Genomic DNA, 19,441 nt, shown 5'->3' on the forward strand with positions numbered 1-19,441 from the left:
CATGCGAGCCTCTGGTGATGGTTGATCTTGGTCGACAACCCTTCTACCAGAGGCTTCTTTACTTCTCGATCAAGACAACGGATCTGTCGCCACCCTGTGACCTGCAGCATCACGGTGAAATGGGCTCATGGTGGCGCCGTCCGCCAGGTGCCCACGTACCTTCGTCGCGTCGGCGAAACCACCGACCGGCCGGCCGGCGACCATTCTCGTACGGGTGAACGAACCCACCCCTGGCAGCTGACCCTCTTTCAAGATGGAGAAATAAGGCCAGCGCAGCAGGCCGGTGTCGAGAATGCGCTGGATTTCCGCTTCGTCGAACAGGCCTTCAGTGGGACAGGCATTCTTGAACAATCCGTGTTGCTTGTTCCAGTAAGTCCCGGCGATATCGACCTCTTCGAGCAGCCGGGTAAGTGGATGTGCGTTGCCCACGGGCGATCCTTCGGACGGTGCATGCAGACGCGTAGACCATTCATTGCCGGTGCCGAAATGAACGCTCCTGGGAGCGGCGTATTCCGCCGCTCCCAGGAAGGCCGTCAGGCCTCGTTGATGTTGTTCACCAGCATCGGGCGGGAGTGGTCGGACAGCTCGCTGAGCTCGTCATCCGCCGCCGCGATGAGCTGCTCCTCGTCGGTGGCCTGCAGTTTGCGGATCACAGACATGCGAATTCCCTTCCGTGTCGACTTTCCGGAATATCCCCTACAAGAATTACGCTAACATCAATTGCGGGGGACATCAAGGACTATTTTGCTGGATCTGTGACTTTTGGTCGACAATTATGTTCCCTCCTTAGAGGGAGAAAAATGAAGCCACGCTGCGCCGGATTCCTGCGGTGCCGAGTCCGTGTGCGATCGCGTGCTGTCGAGGGGTGCCGTAATTTCGTAACTCGACCAGGCCGACCCCCAGCCCGAGCGCGCGATGTGGAATGTCGGGTAGTCCGGTGGTGATATGAGTGAGCGACGTGCCGGCCAAATAGGGTTCAACGATGACGACCGCCGCATCCTTCTGCTTCAGCAGCGAGGCTCTGAGGCCGGCCGTGTCGAAGGGCCGGATGGTGGCCGCGTACAGGACGGTGACGTCCAGGCCTTCCGTCGCCATGAGGGTCGCATCGGCCATGGGGCCGATCGCGATGACCGTGCCGGAGCCGCCCTCACGTAGCACCCGAAAGCCGTGGGCCGCGGCATAGGATCGTTCGTTCGATTGGTTGGACAGGCGGAGATAGACGCGTCCGTCGCCCATCACCGCCTCTCGCAGGTGGATCTCGGCCTCGTCAGGATGGCCGGGAACGTGGACCGTCCAGTCGGGCAGGGTGTCTAGCAGCGCGATATCCCCCGGTGCCTGGTGGGATCGGCCGCCGCTGGCGATGTCGTAGGAGGCGCCCGCGCTGACCAGCACCGCCCCGACATCCTGATGATTGAGATCGAGCTTGATCTGCTCGAAGGGACGCTCGATCAGGAACGGCGCAAAGCTGTGCACGACGGGCCGTATCCCGGCGAGCGCCATGCCGCCGGCGACGCTGATGAGCAGTTGTTCCCTGATACCCAGATTGAGGCACCTGTCGGGGTGTTCGAGCCGGGCCTTCTCGAAGAGGCCGACGCTGAGATCGGCCAGTATGAGCACCAAGCGTTCGTCCTCGCCGAGCAGTTCCGTCATCACTTCGGCGAATCGTTCACGCATGACTCCTGCCATCAAGATCCTCCCTCTGCCACCTCGGCCACGACGAGGTGGGGACGCCCCGCGTGCGGAGTGGTGAAGGCGGTTTCCAGCGCGTCGTGGTCGCGGCCGTTCACCCGCATCGTGGACCAGCCCTCGACGGCGAACCGTGACTCCGGGCCACCTGGCCAACCGTGGGTGGCCGACGCGTTGTCCACCAGCACCACGTTCAACTGGTCGAGACGGGCCCGACCGGCATAAGCGATGGCCTCGTGATTGGAGCCCTCATCCAGTTCGCCATCTCCGACGAGTACCCAGATGGCCGGTTCGCTCCGGCCCTGGGCCCGGAGCCCGAGCGCAGTGCCAACGGCCAGCGGTAGTCCGTGGCCGAGTGATCCGCTGGAGATCTCCACACCGGGCACCAACACCCGGTCCGGGTGGTGGCCCAAAGGGGAGTGAAAGGCTCCGAACCGCTGGAACTCGGCGGGATCTAGGAACCCTGTCGCGGCCAGAGTCGCGTAGTACGCCATCGGGCCGTGCCCCTTGGACAAGTAGAAGCGGTCGCGGCCCTCTTCCATCGCTGGAGTCACCCGGAGCACCCGCGTGTAAAGCACCCACAACACGTCAAGCGTCGACATGGCGGCGTGGAAGTGTTTCTCGTCGCCGGTCATGCTGGCGATCAGCGCCGGCAGTTCGTCGAATCCAGGCTTCTCCGTCATGATGTGTGTTCCGTTCGTCGGATGAGCGTGTCCCCCGCGTCGGCGAACCTTTTGCGAGCAGCCGTGTCCGCGGCCGGGACGATCGCGAGCCCGGCGCAGAAGACCAGCGCAGCGATGGCAGCCCAGCCCCAGCCCTTGTACGACATGATCAGAGCTGAGACCAGGCCGGGCCCCAGCACTCCCTGAGTGACCATGTGCAGATTGAAGGTGCCGAGATACTCGCCCTGGGCGCGCTCGGGGGCCAGTCCATGGGCCAGCCCCCAGCCCGAGGCTGCCTGCTGCAACTCCGCGACCGTGAACAACAACATCGCGATGCTGATAACGACCGTCGCGACGAGCGCGTCGCCGTACACGGCGGACGCTGCTACGGCGCAGGCCGCCGCCAGCCACATGGCTGATCGGCCCGCAAGCCGGGCGGCGCCGTATACCGTCGCTGCCCTACGGCTCGCGGCCACTTGGAACAACACCGTGAAGATGGCGTTGGCGACAAGAAGCAATGGCACCAACGCGGCAGGCATCTTCGTGTGATTGATCGCCCACAGGGGCAGGGCCACGAAAATGATCGACGAGTGCAGCGCCAGCGGTGTGGACAACGCGGTGACGGTGACGAACCGCAGGTCCCGTAGCGCGCCGAACACACGTGCCCCGCTTGTCTCAATCCGCCCCTTTCCCCCGGGCAACCGCAGAGTGAGTACAACGGCCAGCAGCAGCAGCGCGCTGCAGATCCATGGGAACACGCGCAGCAGTCCGTCACCCCCGAGAAGCACCATCGCCGAGAAGCCGCTGCCGACGCTGAAGCCGATGTTGAACACCGCATGCAGCACCGCTCGAATCCGCACGCGCTCCTCGGGGGGCGTCATCGATCCCACGAGAGCGCCCAGTGCCGGTCCCACGCCGAACTCGATGAATCCCATCACGACGATCAGCGCGTAGAACGGGATGATCTCCGGAACCGCCGGGTAGAGCGCGTATCCCCCCGACTGCAGCGTGATCAGAAGTGCGAGCACACGCTTGGCGCCAACCCGGTCCGACAGGGAGCCGAATGTCAGTGACGCGATGAAGCCCGAAAGAGCCGCACCGGATATTCCGAACCCGACGTCTGTCGCCGAGAGCCCGCTTACGGTCGTGAAGTAGATGATGTTGCCGCTCAGGTACATCCCTCGACCCACGGCGAAGGACAAATGAACGAGTCCCAGCAACCGAAAGGGCACGGGGGGAATCACCGACGCGGCGACGTGTCGAAAGATGATGTCTCCTACGTCCCGTGGGTGAGGGCTCAGCGGCGGTAGTCGTCGGGGTTCGCCGGAGTCCGCAACGGATCTCTTTCGATGATCGGATCGAGTATGGCGTCGATGACACGGGCCACCTCGTCGTCGAGGTCGACGCCGGAGGCAGCGGCGTTCTCGGTGATCTGTTCCGGAGTGCTCGCACCTACGATCGCCGCCGACACGTTCGGATTGCGCAGCACCCAGGCAATCGCCAGTTGCGACATCGAAACTCCGAGATCGGCGGCCACCGGCCGCAGTTGGGCGATGCGATCGAGTACGTCATCGGCGAGCGCGCCGGAGGCGAACTGGGTGGCGGCCGGGCCGCCTGCCCGCGAGTCGTCGGGCGGGGGGCGGCCGGGCAGGTACTTACCGGTCAACAGCCCCTGTGCCAGCGGCGACCAGGCCAACTGGCCGATTCCCTCCTTCTCGCACAGCGGCCCCACTTCGGCGTCGATGACCCGCCACACCATGTTGTACTGCGGCTGGTTGGCGACGATCCGGTCGAGCCCTAGTTGTCGCGCGATCTCCAGCGCATCGGCGATCTGTCCGGCGGTCCACTCCGAGACACCAACGTAGAGCACCTTGCCTTGTCTGACGAGATCGTCGAACGCGCGGAGCGTCTCGTGGAGCGGGGTCTCCACGTCGTAGCGGTGGGCCTGGTAGAGATCGATGTAGTCGGTCTTCAGCCGTTTCAGCGAGCCGTTCGCGGCTTCCATGATGTGCTTGCGTGACAGCCCCCGGTCGTTCGGGCCAGGTCCGACGCGGGCGTGGACCTTCGTGCAGATCTCCACGGATTCCCGTCGTATGCCGGAAAGAGCGACGCCCAGGACGACTTCGGCCCGAGTCCCGCCGTACACATCGGCGGTGTCGAACGTGGTGATGCCGTGAGCGTGGGCGGTTCTGGCCACGTGGGCCGCCGCCCGCTCGGAGCGGTTGATCCAGTTCCCGTACGCGATCTCACTGACCTTGAGACCGCTTCTTCCCAGCGTGCGGTACCTCATTCGAGCGCCCCCGTCGGTGATCTCGGTCCAGATGGTTTGCGTGCAGTTCCCCGTGCGCGCCACCTATGGGTCGAATGTGATCAGACTCCATGTTTTTCACATGTTTAGCACGTGTGTCAAGTGTCATATTTTGCGTAGTGGTCAGCCGATGTCGGAGAGTATCCAGCCCCTGGTCCGTACGCTCAGCCGACTCAATGTCGCCGCCTCCCCGAGCTTCAGAACGAAGGCCGATGTAGAAGATGAATCAGAAGCCGAGCACGATCATCATCCGGAACGTGTATGGCGCCTTGAACAACCGCGCGGACACCCTCCTGTACTGAATATCGCGTCGCCGCTCGCGCCGCCCGAGGGCCTACCGGTGGCGTCACAGGCCACCGCGTACAGATCCAGCAGCGCAGCCGACGCCGAGACTTCACCCCGAAAGCCGGCGAGGGGCCCCAGCGCTTCCCCACGCCAGGATCCCTCGCCCGACCACCCTAGCCAGCTGTGCGCCGCCGCAACCCTTTCCCTGCCTACTCATGGCTGGCGCACACGCCTGGAACATCTCTCAGCATGACTTTCTAATGCACCCGAAAGGCCACCTTCCACTGCCTGCAAAGCTGAACCCGCTATCGTCCGAAGATGCCCGAGTATTACTCCGGGCCTCTTCGCCGTTGGAGCCTCTCGCCTTCCGCCTCTATCAAGATCCACTAGTGCGTGCGGTTCTGCTAGATTAGTTCCTTTAGTTCGATTTGGGCAGAAATGTGAGCTGTGCGGTGAATCACATGGTTATCGCGAAGTGAGCCCTTTTCATCCTGAACGGGCAGGCCACGGACTCGTTGCGGATGGGTGGTTTGGTCGCGCATAGAAGGTCGGGTGGCCCGGAGGGGTCTCACCTCCGGGCTCGACCACGCGGTCATGCTCCAAATCCTGGGCGAGAAGATCCATGATAACCGGTTTCTGCGGCTGATGGGGAACGTGCTGAAGGCCGGGTACATGGAGGACTGGATCTGGAATGCCACGCACAGCGGCAGTCCGCAAGGCGGAGTCGTTTCCCCCATCCTGTCCAACATCTACCTGCACAAGTTGGGCGAATTTGTCGAGCAGACTCTGATCCCTCAATACACTCGAGGAAAAGTCAGGAAAGGCAATCGCGCCTTCTACCGAATATCGGGCGCGATACAGCGCGCGAGCAAACGCGACGACCGCAAGGCAGTGCGCAAGCTGCGCAAGCAACTCCACAGCATTCCCAGTCTGGATCCGCAGGATCCCGGCTATCGGCGGCTGAGGTATGTGCGCTATGCCGACGACACCCTCCTCGGGTTCGCCGGACCAAAAGCAGAAGCAGAGGAAATAAAGAGCGCCTGGCACATTTCCTGCGTGACGACCTCAAGCTGGGACTGTCACCGGACAAGACGCTCATCACGCACGCCCGCACCAACGCGGCGAGGTTCCTCGGCTACGACATCACCGTGCACCACAACGACCGCAAGATCTCCGGTAGACGGCGCTCCGTCAACGAAACGATCGGTCTACGTGTCCCCCGCCCGGTGGTTGTTGCCAACGAGGCCCAGTACATGAAGCGCGGCAAACCCACGCGTCGGCCCGAACTGCTGAACCAAGACGACCACGTCATCATCAGCACCTTCGGCTCCGAGTACCGCGGCATCGTCCAGTACTACCTGCTGGCCGGGCGACGTCTTCCGACTCGCCCGGCTGCAATGGGTCATGGAGACCTCGATGCTGATGACGCTGGCCAACAAGCACCGCTCGTCGGTGTCGAAGATGGCCCGCAAGTACGCGGCCACCATCGCCACACCGCACGGGCTGCGCAAGTGCTTCGAAGCCCGCGTCGAACAGCTCTGCGCGCGACCTCACTGGCGTTCGCCGATGACTGGCTCACCGCCTTCGAACGAACCGGTCAAGAACTCCGGGTCCTCTCGGACGAAGGCGTCCTCACCCGGGGAATCCGATCCGTCTGCGCCCACCTGGTGATCTTCCACCGGAACCGCCTCGGCCTTCCCCGACAGTTCCAGGCGAGCCTCGCGAAGGCCGCAAGGGAAGTGATCTTCACCTGACCTTCGAGAGCTCGAAGGGTGTTACTCCGGAATGTGGGCTTCCTCGAAGGGCGAGGTGATCCCCGCGTAGGCCAGGTGCATGACCATGCCGTCGGCGGCGTGCTTGAAGTTGTGGCAATGGTCCATCCAGATGCCCGGGTTGTCGGCGGTGAAGTCGATCTCGAAGATCTCGCCCGGTGCGACGTTGAGCGAGTCGGTCCGCCAGGTGCCCGCGGCGGCGGTGCCGTTGCGGGACAGGACCCGGACGCCGTGCCCGTGCAGGTGCATGGGGTGGTCGATCAGGCTGCGGTTCACGATGCGAACCTTGACCCGCTCGCCCTCGGCCACCACCAGCGTGGGTACCGCAGGGTAGAGCCTGCCGTTGATCGAGCTGCTGACGTAGGTGAAGGAGCCCTGGGCGAACCCGAAGCCGTCGTCCAGCCTGACCTCGTAGGTGCGATCGTGGGTGACCTTCTCCACCGGCCCCGCCGTCCCGTACCGCAACGGGTCGAACAGCGGTCCGGTGCCGAGCTTGGCCGGGGCGGCGGAGCCGTCCGGGCTGAAGGCCAGCGCGGCGGTGTTGGGGATCTCGTTGACGTCGATGGACACGGTCACGGCGCCGGCCGGCATGGTGAAGGCCACGTCGAAGCGGCCGCCGGCGGCCAGAAGCAGGTCGGTGCCCGGGGTCATGGGGGTGGCGCCGGGGATGGTGTTGCCGTCGATGGCGGCCACGGTGTACGGCGTGCCGCCGAGGTGGAGGCGGTGTGGCTCCTCCGAACTGTTGATGAGGCGCAGGAGGACCGGTTCGCCCGCGGCGATGACCTGGCGGGCTGGTCGGTCGGCGGTGTCGAAGGCGGCGATCGGGTCGTCGGTTCCCGGCCAGAGATGGGTGAAGATGATCTTCTCGACGGCCTTGGGCACCTGTTCGTCCTCGACGATCAGCGAGCCGAACAGGCCTCGTTCGATGGTCAGGGAGGAGTCGCGGTGCGTGTGGTACCAGAAGGTGCCCGCCCGGTCGGGAACGAAGCGGTAGACATGTGTCCCGCCGGGCCGCACGGCCTCCTGGGTGACGCCGGGGACGCCGTCCTCCGCGTTGGGCACGTCCACGCCGTGCCAGTGGAGGGTGACGCCCTCCTCGACGTCGGTGTTGCGGAGCGTGACCTCGAGCAATTGGCCCTTGCGCACCCGGATCTGCGGGCCGGGTGACCGGCCGTTGAAGGTCAGGGCGTCGATCTGGCGGCCGGAGCCCAGCGTGACCTTGCCGTGCGCGGCGGTGAGCGTGGTGCGGACGTCAGGGGCGCGGTCACGTGGGCCGGCCAACGCGGTGACGCTCGTGGAAACGGCCGCCGTCTCCGCATGGTGGCCGTGCGAACCCATGGGCACCGCCACGTTGGCCTGGTAGGCCAGGAACAGCACCGCGGCTGGAGCAGCCACGAAACCGAGCGTGGCCCAGGGGCCGCGCCTGGCGGTCAGTGCCCAGGTCGCCCCCATCGCCGCCAGGGAGAGGGCCAGGGTGAGCAGCGTCTCCTCCTGGGCGTACGGGATGAACAACCACAGTGCCGACAGTGCCACCCCCACCGCCGCCACGCGCCTGGCGGCGGCCACGGGCCAGACGAAGGCGACCGTCAGAGGGAGTACGGCAAGCGGAAGCTGGAGGAGGAGACGGGTGCCCGCCAGCTGCGGGCCGCCCAAGAACAGGAGCATGGACACGATCAGGCGGGCGGCTACCAGGGCGGCCGCGCCGTACAGCACCCACCGCCCCGGCCTCCATCCGAGGATCGCCGCGGCGATCATGACGGAGAAGGCCAGGAGCATGTCGGTGAGGAAGAGGGGCTCGAACATGGTGGCCGTCAGTCCCAGAGCGCGATCGCGGCGAGCAGGAGGACGGCAGGGACCAGCAGCCACGGCTCGGCCAGGACCAGACCCGCGGTGATGAGCAGGGCGAACCAGGCCAGGGCTTTGGCCGCGCGACGCTTCGCCTTGCTCTTCTTCTTGGTGTTGGCCGGCTTCTCGGCCTTTTCGGCGATGGTCTCTTCTGTGGCGGTTTCTTGAGTGATGTCGTTGATCGTCATGGCTCATACGCTCTCGTCAGAGCCACGCCGCTCGCGTCGGTAGAACCTGCCTATCCCCGGATGTCGGCCAGGTCGCGCAATTGCCTACGCGAGGTGAGCCCGAGCTTGCGGAAGATGTTGCGCAGGTGGGCGTCCACGGTCCTGGGGCTGAGGAACAGCGTGGCCGCGACCTCCTTGGAGGTGGCGCCGTCGGCGACCAGCCGCGCGATGTGCACTTCCTGCACGGTGAGCTGTTCGGAAGCCTGCGACGAGCGGCTGCGAGCCTGTTCGCCGGTGGCGCGCAGTTCGCCCGCGGCGCGCTCGGCGAAGGCCTCGGCCCCCATGCCCGTCAGCGCCTCGTGCGCGGTGCGCAGGTGCTCGCGGGCCTCACGTCGCCGGCCCTGCCGGCGCAGCCACTCCCCGTACAGCAGGTGCGCACGGGCCCGGCTGACCGCCGGGCGGCCACCGTCGAGGTGGTCGATCGCCTCGCGGTAGGCCTCCTCGTCGCCGGTGACCAGCGCCCGCGCGTACGCCGCCACGCCCAGCCCCCACGCGTCCCCGCTCGCCTGGGTTCGTTCGCTCAGGTCGGCCAGGGCGCTCTCGGCGATGGCCGGCGCGCCGCAGCGCACGGCCGCCTCCACCAGCTCCGGCAGGGCCAGCCCCGACATGCCGAGGTGCCCGTGCGCGACGGCGGTCCGCGCGGCTTCCAACGCGGCCTGGTAGTTGCCCAGCCCGTTGTGGAGAACGGCCGCCGCCCACTGGACGCTGAGGGTCATCCGCGGATCGACCTTGGCGAACAGCTCGAAGGCCTCCGCCCGGCGGCCACGCAGCGCGGCCAGGTGGATGCGCGGGTAGACCAAGGGGGCCGCGCCCGTGGCCTCGGCGATGGCCTCCTCCTCGGAGATCATCTCCATGGCCGCGCCGAACTCGCCCGCGTGCGCGACCGCGGAGGCCTGCATGGCCAGCCCGATGGGCAGCATGTGGAAGGAGCCCGACTCGCGACCGGCCGTGGTGACGTGCTCGGCGATACCGCGCATGGCGTCGTAGGCCCACAGTTCGGCGGCCAGCATGAAGCCGAGTGACGGGCGGGCGCTCCAGGCCGCCGCGTCCGCGAGGACGGGCAGCAGGAGCTCGGCGCCGGCCCGATGTCCCTGCGTGGTCAGCCGGATCACGCCCTCCAGCACCGGGCCTTCCACGGTGGCGGTCCTGGCCGCCTGCACCACAGGGCCGAGGTCGCCGAGGAGGAGCCCCATCTCCATCGCGTCCAGGTAGCGATCGGCGCTCGCCAGCCGCTCCGCGGCCCGCAGCAGGTAGGCGGTCGGCTGCTCGCCGCCCCGGTGGCGGACGAAGGAGAGCCTGCCCCGCAACAGGTCGATCCTGGCCGGCAGGTCCCCGTCGAGCGAGGACGTCTCCGCCGTGGAGAGCAGCTCGGCGGCGGCGTCGAACGCACCGGCCGAGAGCTCGGCCTCGGCGGCGGCGAGCACCCGGTCGACGCGCAGGGCGGGATCGGGGGTGAGGGTGGCGGCCCGCCTCAGGAAGGCCGCGGCCGCCGCCACCCCGCCTCTGGCCTGCGCCCGGGCCGCCGACCGCATCAGGGCCGCGGCCACCTCCTCGTCCGGACCGATCGCCGCCTGGGCGTGGTGCCAGGCCCGGCGGTCGGGGTCGGCCACCGGGTCGGTCGCCTCGGCCAGTGCCGCGTGGGCCCGCCTGCGCTCCTCCGGGGGAGCGGCCGCGTAGGCGGCCGATCGGGCGAGCGGGTGGCTGAAGCGGATCCGGGTGCCGAACTCCACCAGTTCCCCGGCCTCGGCCGTCGCCGCGCGCTCGATGCCCAGCAGGTCGGCCGCGCGCCACAGCAGTCCGGGATCGCCGACCGGGTCGGCGGCGGCGACGGTCACCAGCAGCCTGGCCCGCGGCGGCAGCAGGGCCAGCCGTACACGGAAACTCTGCTCGATCACGTCGGGAGCGGGCACGTCGAAGCCGCCTGCCATCCCGGCCAGACCCGCGCTCCTGGGCAGTTCCAGCAAGGCGAGGGGGTTGCCACGCGACTCGGCCAGGATGCGGTCGCGGACCCGCTCGTCCAGCGGTGCCCGGACGGCCTGGGCCAGCAGTGTCCTGGCCTCGCTCTCACGCAGCCTGCCGACCGTCAGTCCCGGCACGGTCCCGAAACCGGCCTCCCGGGTGGCGAACACCAGGGCCACCGGCTCGTCGGCGATCCTGCGCGCCAGGAACGCCAGTGCCTTGGCCGACACGTCGTCCAGCCACTGCGCGTCGTCGATGAGGCAGAGCAGGGGCCGTCCTCGTGCGGTCTCGGCCATCAGCCCCAGCGTCGCGACCCCGACCAGGAAGGGGTCGACGGGGCCGGTGGCCAGGCCGAAGGCGATCTCCAGGGCGCGGCGGTGCGGCGGCGGCAGTTCCTCCAGGCGGCCGAGCATCGGCATGCAGACCTGGTGCAACGCGGCGAAGGGCAGCTCGATCTCGAACTCCGCGCCCGAGGCCTGGACGACCAGGAACCCCGATGCCCTCTCGGCGAGTCGGCGCAGCAGCGTGCTCTTGCCCATGCCGGGCTCCCCGCACACCGCCAGCGCGCCGCCGCGTCCCTGTCTGGCCGCCTCCACGAGGGCGTCCAGCCGTTCGATCTCAGCCTCGCGGCCGACCAGCGTCTCCATAGATTCCCCGATGATGCCGCATAGGTGGCCGTATAGGCGAAACCTACCGACGCGAGCGTCCGGCCGCCGCTGCGAAGGTCGAGCCATGAGCAGCGCCCCCGCCACCAGGACCGGCTGGAAGCCCCTGGGAGTCCTGGCCACAGCCCAGTTCCTCGTCGTGCTGAGTACCTCGATCGTGAACGTGGCCCTTCCCGAGATCCGCAACGGTCTCGGCTTGTCGGCTGCCGGGCTGGCGTGGGTGATCAATGCCTACGTGCTGGTCTTCGGCGCGCTGCTGCTCCTCGGCGGCCGCTCCGGCGACGTGTACGGCCTGCGCCGCGTCTTTCTGATCGGCACCGGCCTGTTCGCGCTGTCGTCGCTGGGCGCCGCCATCGCGCCGGACGCCGTGACCCTGATCGTGGCCAGGGCGTCGCAGGGCGTGGGCGCCGCGCTGCTGGCGCCGACCGCGCTCGCGCTGGTGCTGACCCGGTACCAGGGCGCCGCCCGGGGCACCGCACTCGGCGTGTGGGGCGCGGTCTCCGGTGCGGGAGGAGCGGCCGGCGTCCTGCTCGGCGGGCTGCTCACCGGCCTGTACGGCTGGCGCTCGATCTTCTTCGTCATGGCCCCCGTGGCGCTCGCCGTCCTGGCGGCCACCTGGCTCCTGGTCGATGCCTCCCCTCCTCGGGGCGGGCGGCTCGACCTGCCAGGGTCGGTGACGGTCACCGGCGGGCTGGTGGCCCTGGCCTACGGCCTGTCGGGGAACTGGCCCTTCATCGCCGCGGGCTTGCTCCTCCTGTGCGTGTTCGTGCTGCTGCAACGCCGCTCGCCCGACCCACTGCTGCCCTCGCGCATGCGGATCGTGGCCCGCGCGAACGTGCTCATGGCGCTGCTCGGCGCGGTCTGGCTCGGCCTGTTCTACTACCTGCCGCTCTACCAGCAGCGGGAGCTCGGGTTCACACCGCTCGAAGCGGGGCTCACCCAGCTACCGCTCGCCCTCATGATCACGATGGCGTCCTGGGCGACACCCAGGCTGCGCGGCCGTGCCGTACTCCCCGCGGGCCTGGCCCTGCTCGCGGCGGGACTGGCCTGGCTGGCCCGCACCCCCGCGGACGGCACCTTCCTGGTGGACCTGCTCGGCCCGTCCCTGCTGGTCGGTGCCGGACTCGGCGTGGCCTTCGTCAAGCTCACCGCCCTGGCCTCGGCGGGCGTGCCCGCCACGGACAGCGGCCTGGCCGGCGGGCTCCTCAACGCCACCCGCCAGATCGGCGGCGCCGTCGGCCTGGCCTTCCTGACCCTTCTTCCCTCCTACGGCGCGGCCTTCCTGGCCTGCGCCCTCATCACCCTCCTTCTCCTCGGAAAGGCGACACTCTCATGAAAGACCTGCCCAAGCCGTACCTGACCGGGCACTTCACGCCGGTCACCGACGAGATCACCGCCCACGAGCTGACCGTGCACGGCACTTTGCCGCCCGAGCTCAACGGCCGCTACTTCCGCAACGGCCACAATCCCAAGCCGGGCGTCACCCCCGGTCACTGGTTCCGCGGCGAGGGCATGCTGCACGGCGTCCGCCTGGCCGGCGGGCGAGCCGAGTGGTACCGCAACCGCTGGGTGAAGACCCCGTTCCTGGACGGCGTGCCGTTCACCGGCACCGAGCTGGAGGTCTCCGCCGCCGCCACCAACATCATCTTCCACGGCGGCCGGTACCTGGCCCTGCAGGAGGCCAACCTGCCCTGGGAGGTGACCGCCGAGCTGGACACCGTCGGCGTCTACGACTTCGGCGGCAAGCTCACCAGCGCGATGACGGCCCACCCGAAGGAGGACCCCGTCACCGGCGAGCTGCACTTCTTCTCCTACAGCCCCTTCCCGCCCTACCTGACCTACCACGTCGCCGACGCCTCCGGTCAGATCATCCGCACCTCGGTGATCGACGGCTCCGGGCCCTCGCTCATGCACGACTTCGCCATCACCCGCGACCACGCGGTCTTCATCAACTCGCCGGTCGTCTTCGATCACTCCGAGCACTCCGGCATCCCCTACAAGTGGCACGACGACGTACCGCTGCGCATCGGCGTCCTGCGCCGCGCGGGAGACACCGAGGTCACGTGGTTCGAGGTGGAGCAGGGAGCCATCCTGCACGTCACCAACTCCTACGTCGACACCGAGGGCCGCATCGTGCTCGAAGGGCCCCGCTACGACCGCTCGTCCTGGGAGAACTCCTGGAAGTGGTGGACAGGCGCGCCCGGCTACGGCGTCAGCCCCGACGCCGGCTCCACGTTCCACCGCTGGATCCTCGACCCGGCCACCGGCACGGCGCGCGAGGAGGCGCTCGACGACCTGGCCACGGAATTCCCCTCCATCAACGACGCCCACACCGGGTCGTACAACCGCTACAGCTACGCCATCGCCTTTCCCGGCGCCGGCCTCGACGGCTACTCGACCGTCAAGTTCGACACCGTCACCGGCCGGCAGCAACTGCTCGGCCACGGCCGGGACCGCATGCCCGGCGAGGCCGTCTTCGTCCCGGCGGAAGGCGGGGGCGACGAGGACGACGGCTACCTGCTCACCATCGTCAGCGACCTCAAGGCGGACGCCTCCCAGCTCCTCGTCCTGGACGCGGGAGACCTCGCCACCATCGCCACCGTCGAACTCCCCCGCAGGGTGCCCGCCGGCATCCACGGCCACTGGATCGAGGACCACAAGTGACCACCAACATCAACACCGCGGCCGCCGTCGTCGTCCGGCTCGACACCCTCATCGACGCCCCGCCGTCGCGGGTCTGGGACCTGCACACCGACGTGAACTCCTGGACGTCGTGGCAGGCCGACATCACCGCGGCCTCTGCCGAAGGCCCGCTCGCCGTGGGATCGGTGTTCCGCTGGAGCACCTTCGGCCTGGACATCGACTCCACCGTCTACGCCATCGAGCCCGGACGGCGCATCCTCTGGGGCGGGCCGGCCCACGGAATCACGGGCGTCCACGAGTGGACCTTCACCGAACGGGACGGGCAGACCTTCGTCCAGACCGCGGAGTCGTGGGACGGCGAACCGGTCCGCGCCGACCGGGACGGCATGCGGGCCTCCCTCGAGGCGTCACTCACCGCCTGGCTGGCCTACCTCAAGCAGGCCGCCGAGAGCACATCCCGCTGAACCCGGCTGACGCTGCCCGCCGACCACCATGCTCGGCGGGCAGCGTCAGTGCTCCGCCCGCGGGGTTCACGGTGGCGGGGTTCCGGCGACGGGCATCGCCGAGGTCAAGCCGCCCACCTGCTGGAGTACGACACGCCGTCCGGGCGGGTCCGCTGGGAGCTCGGCGAGGGGACCGGCCACGGCGCGCGGCTCGTGCTCACGCACACCTGCCCGCCGGGCGAACGGGCGACGACGCTGGCCGCCTGGCGGGACCACCTCGGACGGCTGGCCACTCGCCTGCACGGGCGACCTCGGTGATCGAATCGTCACTCTCGGTTACGATAGGGGACGGTGAAGATCAACGGCCGAGGAGAATGCCATGCGACGTGCCCTGACCACCCTCACCGTCCTGCTCGCCGCCGCGCCCCTGACCCTCGCGGCCCCGTGGCCGGCCACGGCGGCCGACGCCGCGCCCGGTAGCGGGCCCGGCCCCCGGCACGCGGCCGGGCGCGGGGACGAGAACGCGGTCGGCGAGCTTCTCGTGGAGACCGACCGCCTGCCCCGCACCAAGCTCGTCCGCCCCAAGCCCGGCTGCTACGTCCTGCCCCGCTTCCCGCTGCTGAGCCTGGTCACGGTGACCAACGGCACCAACGCCGACGCCATCATCTACTCCGGCGAGAACTGCAAGCCGGGCTTCCTGCGCCCGGCCTCCCGGGTGCGCGCCGGCACCATCTCGCGGCACACCCTCACCGGCACCTACAGCCTGCTGGTCGACCAGCCCTGACCGGCGCTCCCGGCCGTCACCGGTCGGCGGCGGGCGGGATGTTGTGGTTGTGGCGCAGGACGTTGCCGGGGTCGTAGGCCTTCTTCACGACCGCCAGCCGCCGGTGGCGCGCGGTCCCGTACACCTCCAGGACCTTCCCCTCCCGGACGTCCTGCAGGTGGTTCACGTACCCGCCGCGCGTGGCGAACGGCTTCACCCGGTCCGCCGCCCGGCGCGCCCAGGCGATGTTCTCCGCGTCGCCCCCGGGGGCGGTCCACTGCGCCGAGACGGTGCACATGTACGCGGCGTCCCTGCGCGGGAACGCGGAATCCTCGTCGGGGACGTCGGTGACGGCGCCCCGCAGGTACTCGAAGCCGATCGACGAGAGCGGCGAGGGCATCTCGCGGACGGCGTCGGTGAACCGGACAGCCGCGCCCGGGGGAAGGTCGTCCAGGTAGGACGAACGGACGAAGTACCGGTGCCCGGACGGCTCACCGCCGTCGCCGAGGGCCTGGAGGTCGGCGTGGGACATGACCCGGGCGAGCACGCCGGCGGGCGGGGCGGTGCCGAACAGCGGCGTGGTGGCGGCCGGGCCGTCCGCCGGGTCGCCGGACCAGGCGGCGGTGAGGAAGAGCGCGGGAGCCCCGCGCAGCCGGGCGGGGATCCACTCCTGCCGGCCGGCGTGCCGGAACGACCCGACGGTGCGCAGGTCGCGCGGCTGGTGCCCGGCGAACGCCCGGTAGGCGGCCAGCGCGGCCGCCGCCTCCTTCATCGGGTACACCGCGACCTGGTGATGGACCGGGCCCACCGGGCGCAGGCGCAGGGTGAAGCGGGTGACGACGCCGAAGTTGCCGCCGCCGCCGCGCAGCGCCCACAGCAGGTCGGGGTGGCGGTCCTCGGTGGCCTCGACGATGGACCCGTCGGCCAGGACGACCTCCGCCGCCTCGATGTGGTCGCAGGTCAGACCCCATCTGCGGGCCAGCCATCCGTACCCGCCGCCGAGGGCGAGGCCGCCGAGCCCGGTCCGCGGGGCGGCCCCGAGCGGGCAGGCCAGCCCGTGCGGCGCGGTCGCGGCGTCGACGTCGCCCACCAGGCATCCGCCCGCCGCGTGCGCCACCCGGGCCACGGGGTCGACGGTGACCGCGCGCATCGGCGACAGGTCGATCAGGAGGGTTCCGTCGGCGACGGCCGTCCCGGCGACGCCGTGACCGCCTCCCCGGACGGTCACCTCCAGGGACTCGTCGGCGGCGTGCCGCAGGGCCGCGCTGACGTCGGCGGCGGTGCGGCAGCGGGCGACGAACGCGGGCCGGCGGTCGTACAGGCCGTTCCACACGGCGCGGGCCGCGTCGTAGCCGGGGTCGCCGGGGCCCAGCCAGCTCCGGCGATGGTCGGTCGTGTCCATGGCGTTCCCTAGGCTCCACGTCCCTGGTCGCGCCTTCCGGCGAGGCGACCGGGCGCACAGGCGATTCACTGGTTCACGGCACATCGGCGCGACGGATGGTCACCCGGGTCATGACAGCCGTGCGAATCCGCGCGGGAACTCCGGCCGTGAACGGGCCGGACGACGAATGCCGGGCTCTCGCGGACGGCCGGCATCCCACATACGCCGCCTGAATGGACACCGATCGGCCGTTGGCCGTCTCCGCCCATTCGGCGGTGTCATCCCCGTGATGACACGTGGTCGAGCTCTCGGCCCTTCGGGCCCGTTCCCCGGTTACCGAATCGTTTCGGTGTGGCAACCATAGGCCGACCAAACCGGCGTCCGCAAGGGGCTTTGCCCAGGGGCGGCGGGTGAATCCGGTCGCGGCAGTTCTCCGGCGGCACGGGCACGGCCGTTCGCGGCGATCGTTCTGGGCCCCCTCAATTCCGAACGAAATTCGGCCGAAGATCGGCATCCGCCCACCGGCGCCCGGCGTCCTCGGAAAAGAATCGCGATATCGGATGGCTCGTATTTTCATTTATGATGGCGATTCGCCTGCGCACCGTGACCGCGCCCTTGACAACGGTTATTCGGCGGCCGCCCGGCCGGGTGAGACGGCGGCGGCGGCGCGGTGGTCGCGGGGGCTGACGCCGCGCACCCGCTTGAACGCGGTGCTCAGCGCGAACGAGCTGCCGTACCCCACCCGCCGGGCCACGGCCTCCACGGTCGCGTCCGTCTCGCGCAGCAGGTCGGCGGCGAGGTCCAGCCGCCATCCGGTCAGGTACGCCATGGGCGGCTCACCGACGAGGCCGGTGAAGCGCCGGGCCAGCGCCGCGCGCGAGACGCCGGCCCGCGCGGCGAGCTCGGCGACCGTCCACGGATGCTCGGGCGCGTTGTGCATGAACCGCAGCGTCCTGCCCACCACGGGGTCGCCGTACGCGCGGTACCAGGCCGGGGCGCCGGCGCCCGCGCGGGCCAACCACGCGCGCAGGACGGCGATCAGCAGCAGGTCGAGCAGCCGGTCCAGGACGGCCTCCTGCCCCGGCTCGTCCTTGACGATCTCGGCGGCGAGCAGCGGGACGAGGGGGCCGTCCCAGGCGTCGCCCGCCAGGACCAGCAGGCCGGGCAGCGCCGCGAGCAGCCGCCCGCTGATCTCCCCGCGCATCTGGTAGGTGCCGGTGAGCATCATGACCGGCCCGTCCCGACTGTCCCCCCAGGTGCGGACGCCGAGGTCCATGAGGTCGCCCAGCGGCTCGCCCTCGGGGGTGGTGCAGCGCTGCCCCGGATGGATGACGATGCTCGGCGGCGTGGCCGGGTCCCCCGCCATCGTGTACGGCTCGGGGCCGAGCACGACGGCGGTGTCCCCAGGGCGCAGGAGCACCGGCGCGCCCGTGCCGGGCACCACCCACGCGTCGCCGCGCACCATGGCGACCAGCGTCAGCGGCGCACGGTCCTGGACGCGGAACGACCACGGCGGGGTCATGATCGAACGCATGAAGAAGGCCCCCCGGGCCCTCGGCCCGTCCAGCAGGCTCGCGAGTGCGTCCATGACCACACGGTAGACGCTCGAACATGCGGCCGCGCTTCTCACTCATGGCCCGTCTACGGGGGCGGCCGCTTGAATGGCAGGGCCGGGCGCCGCGCGGGGCGCGCCCGGGTGATGAGGAGGCGAAGGTGGACGCGTTACGGCAGGCCGTGCTGATCGCGGCGACGATCACCACGGGACTGGTCGCGGGCCTGTTCTACGCCTACGCGTGCTCGGTCATGCTCGCGCTGAGGCAGGTGGACGACCGCACCTACATCCTGGTGATGCAGCGGATCAACGTGGTCATTCTGAACGGCTGGTTCGCCGCGGGGTTCGCCGGCGCGCCGCTGCTCACGGCTGCGGCGGTGGTGCTGCACCTGGGCGAGGAGCACCGCGCCGCGCTGCCGTGGATCGCCGCCGCGCTCGTGGTGTACGGGGCGATGCTCGCGATCACCTTCGCCATACACATCCCGCTGAACAACGAGCTGGACGCGGCCGGGGATCCCGCGCGGCTCGCCGACCCCGGGGCGGTGCGCGGGCGCTTCGAGCCCAGGTGGGTCCGCTGGAACGTCGTGCGCGCGATGGCCTCCACGGCCGCGCTGGGGTGCCTGTCCTGGGCCCTGATCATGTACGGGTAGGGTGCGACGCCGCCCCGGACGCGCGCGCGTGTCGCGTCCGGACGCCCGCGCGGGACGCCGGGAGCGCCGTGCTCGGCCCAGAACGAGGACGGCGAGGTCACGGCGTCCCGCGCGGTGTGTCAGACGTTGAAGTACGAGGCTTCGGGGTGGTGAACGATCATCGCGGAGGTCGCCTGCTCGGGATGCAACTGACAGAATGATCAGGTCGTCGCCGCGGGACACACACGGGAAGTAGCCGTACACCACCGCGGCCTGCAACAGGTTCTCGGTCTGCAACCGCTCCAGCCACATCCGCAGCCGCGGCCGCCCCTCGGTCTCCACCAGCTCCTCATACGACGGCCCGCCCGCGCCCCGGGCCGCCTTCAGCCCCCACTGCCCCATGAACGTGGCCCGCTCGGGTCACGGTGTTCTCCTAGACGGCCTGGCGCAGCGCTTCGGCGCGGTCGGTGGACTCCCAGGGGAACTCGTCGCGGCCGAAGTGGCCGTAGGCGGCGGTCTGGGAGTAGATCGGGCGCAGCAGGTCCAGGTCACGGATGATCGCGGCCGGGCGCAGGTCGAACACCCGCGTGATCGCGTCCTGGATCTTCGCCACCTCGACCT

19 protein-coding genes and 1 pseudogene are annotated in these 19,441 nt (G+C 69.4%); 7 read left to right on the top strand and 13 right to left on the bottom strand.

Annotated features, from left to right (window positions below):
* Window positions 1-69 precede the first annotated feature (69 nt).
* The 6 genes from DQ384_RS40760 to DQ384_RS39615 all read right to left on the bottom strand — a co-directional run bounded on the left by DQ384_RS40760 (window position 70) and on the right by DQ384_RS39615 (window position 4,638).
* Window positions 70-429, bottom strand: a complete 360-nt coding sequence (locus DQ384_RS40760) for a hypothetical protein (protein WP_147269091.1) — start codon at window positions 427-429, stop codon at window positions 70-72.
* 104 nt (window positions 430-533) lie between these two features.
* Entirely contained in the window at window positions 534-659 is a 126-nt protein-coding gene (locus tag DQ384_RS43905) for a hypothetical protein (protein WP_281274201.1), read from the bottom strand.
* Window positions 660-786: 127 nt separating this feature from the next.
* Window positions 787-1,686: a transketolase family protein gene (locus DQ384_RS39600; RefSeq protein WP_342769501.1), complete on the bottom strand. Its 900-nt coding sequence runs from the start codon at window positions 1,684-1,686 to the stop codon at window positions 787-789.
* Window positions 1,686-2,369: a thiamine pyrophosphate-dependent enzyme gene (locus DQ384_RS39605; RefSeq protein ID WP_114034036.1), complete on the bottom strand. Its 684-nt coding sequence runs from the start codon at window positions 2,367-2,369 to the stop codon at window positions 1,686-1,688. Before DQ384_RS39605 ends, DQ384_RS39600 begins: the two co-directional genes overlap by 1 nt.
* Entirely contained in the window at window positions 2,366-3,592 is a 1,227-nt protein-coding gene (locus tag DQ384_RS39610; RefSeq protein WP_114034037.1) for an MFS transporter, read from the bottom strand. The genes DQ384_RS39605 and DQ384_RS39610 overlap by 4 nt, the downstream gene beginning before the upstream one ends.
* A 53-nt stretch (window positions 3,593-3,645) precedes the next feature.
* Window positions 3,646-4,638 carry an aldo/keto reductase family protein gene (locus DQ384_RS39615; protein ID WP_114034045.1) on the bottom strand — a complete coding sequence of 331 codons (993 nt, stop codon included), beginning with the start codon at window positions 4,636-4,638 and terminating at the stop codon, window positions 3,646-3,648.
* Window positions 4,639-6,089: 1,451 nt separating this feature from the next.
* On the opposite strand from DQ384_RS39615, the gene DQ384_RS39620 reads away from it, so the two are divergent.
* Complete coding sequence (locus DQ384_RS39620) at window positions 6,090-6,695, top strand: lantibiotic dehydratase C-terminal domain-containing protein (RefSeq protein ID WP_220183389.1); 606 nt, start codon at window positions 6,090-6,092, stop codon at window positions 6,693-6,695.
* A gap of 21 nt (window positions 6,696-6,716) precedes the next feature.
* Here DQ384_RS39620 and DQ384_RS39625 read toward each other — a convergent pair whose 3' ends face one another.
* From DQ384_RS39625 to DQ384_RS39630, 3 genes are read right to left on the bottom strand one after another with little or no spacing between them, the layout of a single operon-like run.
* Window positions 6,717-8,516, bottom strand: coding sequence for a multicopper oxidase family protein (locus DQ384_RS39625; RefSeq protein WP_181871695.1), 1,800 nt, complete (start codon window positions 8,514-8,516; stop codon window positions 6,717-6,719).
* An 8-nt stretch (window positions 8,517-8,524) separates the two neighbouring features.
* On the bottom strand, window positions 8,525-8,746 hold the full coding sequence (locus DQ384_RS41970; RefSeq protein ID WP_181871696.1) for a hypothetical protein: 222 nt from the start codon (window positions 8,744-8,746) through the stop codon (window positions 8,525-8,527).
* A 50-nt stretch (window positions 8,747-8,796) separates the two neighbouring features.
* Window positions 8,797-11,391, bottom strand: a complete 2,595-nt coding sequence (locus DQ384_RS39630; protein ID WP_114034039.1) for a helix-turn-helix transcriptional regulator — start codon at window positions 11,389-11,391, stop codon at window positions 8,797-8,799.
* A gap of 85 nt (window positions 11,392-11,476) precedes the next feature.
* Here DQ384_RS39630 and DQ384_RS39635 point away from each other — a divergent pair, with 85 nt between their 5' ends.
* The 5 genes from DQ384_RS39635 (at window position 11,477) to DQ384_RS39650 (ending at window position 15,279) form a co-directional block, all read left to right on the top strand.
* Window positions 11,477-12,745, top strand: coding sequence for an MFS transporter (locus tag DQ384_RS39635; protein ID WP_181871697.1), 1,269 nt, complete (start codon window positions 11,477-11,479; stop codon window positions 12,743-12,745).
* Window positions 12,742-14,073 (top strand): carotenoid oxygenase family protein, encoded by a 1,332-nt coding sequence (locus DQ384_RS39640; RefSeq protein ID WP_114034041.1) that lies wholly within the window; start codon window positions 12,742-12,744, stop codon window positions 14,071-14,073. Before DQ384_RS39635 ends, DQ384_RS39640 begins: the two co-directional genes overlap by 4 nt.
* Window positions 14,070-14,516 carry an SRPBCC family protein gene (locus DQ384_RS39645; protein ID WP_114034042.1) on the top strand — a complete coding sequence of 149 codons (447 nt, stop codon included), beginning with the start codon at window positions 14,070-14,072 and terminating at the stop codon, window positions 14,514-14,516. Before DQ384_RS39640 ends, DQ384_RS39645 begins: the two co-directional genes overlap by 4 nt.
* 48 nt (window positions 14,517-14,564) lie before the next feature.
* On the top strand, window positions 14,565-14,813 hold the full coding sequence (locus DQ384_RS41975) for an SRPBCC family protein (protein ID WP_181871699.1): 249 nt from the start codon (window positions 14,565-14,567) through the stop codon (window positions 14,811-14,813).
* Window positions 14,814-14,874: 61 nt separating this feature from the next.
* Window positions 14,875-15,279 (top strand): hypothetical protein, encoded by a 405-nt coding sequence (locus DQ384_RS39650; protein WP_114034043.1) that lies wholly within the window; start codon window positions 14,875-14,877, stop codon window positions 15,277-15,279.
* A gap of 16 nt (window positions 15,280-15,295) precedes the next feature.
* Here DQ384_RS39650 and DQ384_RS39655 read toward each other — a convergent pair whose 3' ends face one another.
* Together DQ384_RS39655 and DQ384_RS39660 are read right to left on the bottom strand one after the other, a co-directional pair.
* Window positions 15,296-16,660, bottom strand: a complete 1,365-nt coding sequence (locus DQ384_RS39655) for an FAD-binding oxidoreductase (RefSeq protein WP_220183390.1) — start codon at window positions 16,658-16,660, stop codon at window positions 15,296-15,298.
* Between the two features lie 604 nt (window positions 16,661-17,264).
* Window positions 17,265-18,227: an AraC family transcriptional regulator gene (locus DQ384_RS39660; RefSeq protein ID WP_114034048.1), complete on the bottom strand. Its 963-nt coding sequence runs from the start codon at window positions 18,225-18,227 to the stop codon at window positions 17,265-17,267.
* A gap of 125 nt (window positions 18,228-18,352) precedes the next feature.
* Here DQ384_RS39660 and DQ384_RS39665 point away from each other — a divergent pair, with 125 nt between their 5' ends.
* Window positions 18,353-18,841 carry an anthrone oxygenase family protein gene (locus tag DQ384_RS39665; RefSeq protein ID WP_245967097.1) on the top strand — a complete coding sequence of 163 codons (489 nt, stop codon included), beginning with the start codon at window positions 18,353-18,355 and terminating at the stop codon, window positions 18,839-18,841.
* Between the two features lie 192 nt (window positions 18,842-19,033).
* Here the strand turns inward: DQ384_RS39665 and DQ384_RS43480 are convergent.
* Together DQ384_RS43480 and DQ384_RS39675 are read right to left on the bottom strand one after the other, a co-directional pair.
* Window positions 19,034-19,237, bottom strand: a pseudogene (locus DQ384_RS43480) (hypothetical protein); the annotation flags it as partial.
* Between the two features lie 16 nt (window positions 19,238-19,253).
* A partial coding sequence (locus DQ384_RS39675) for a methionine adenosyltransferase domain-containing protein (RefSeq protein ID WP_181871698.1) occupies window positions 19,254-19,441 on the bottom strand: 188 nt, incomplete at its 5' end.

It is taken from the genome of Sphaerisporangium album (assembly GCF_003323745.1).
In the GTDB taxonomy this organism is placed as follows: Bacteria; Actinomycetota; Actinomycetes; order Streptosporangiales; family Streptosporangiaceae; genus Sphaerisporangium; species Sphaerisporangium album.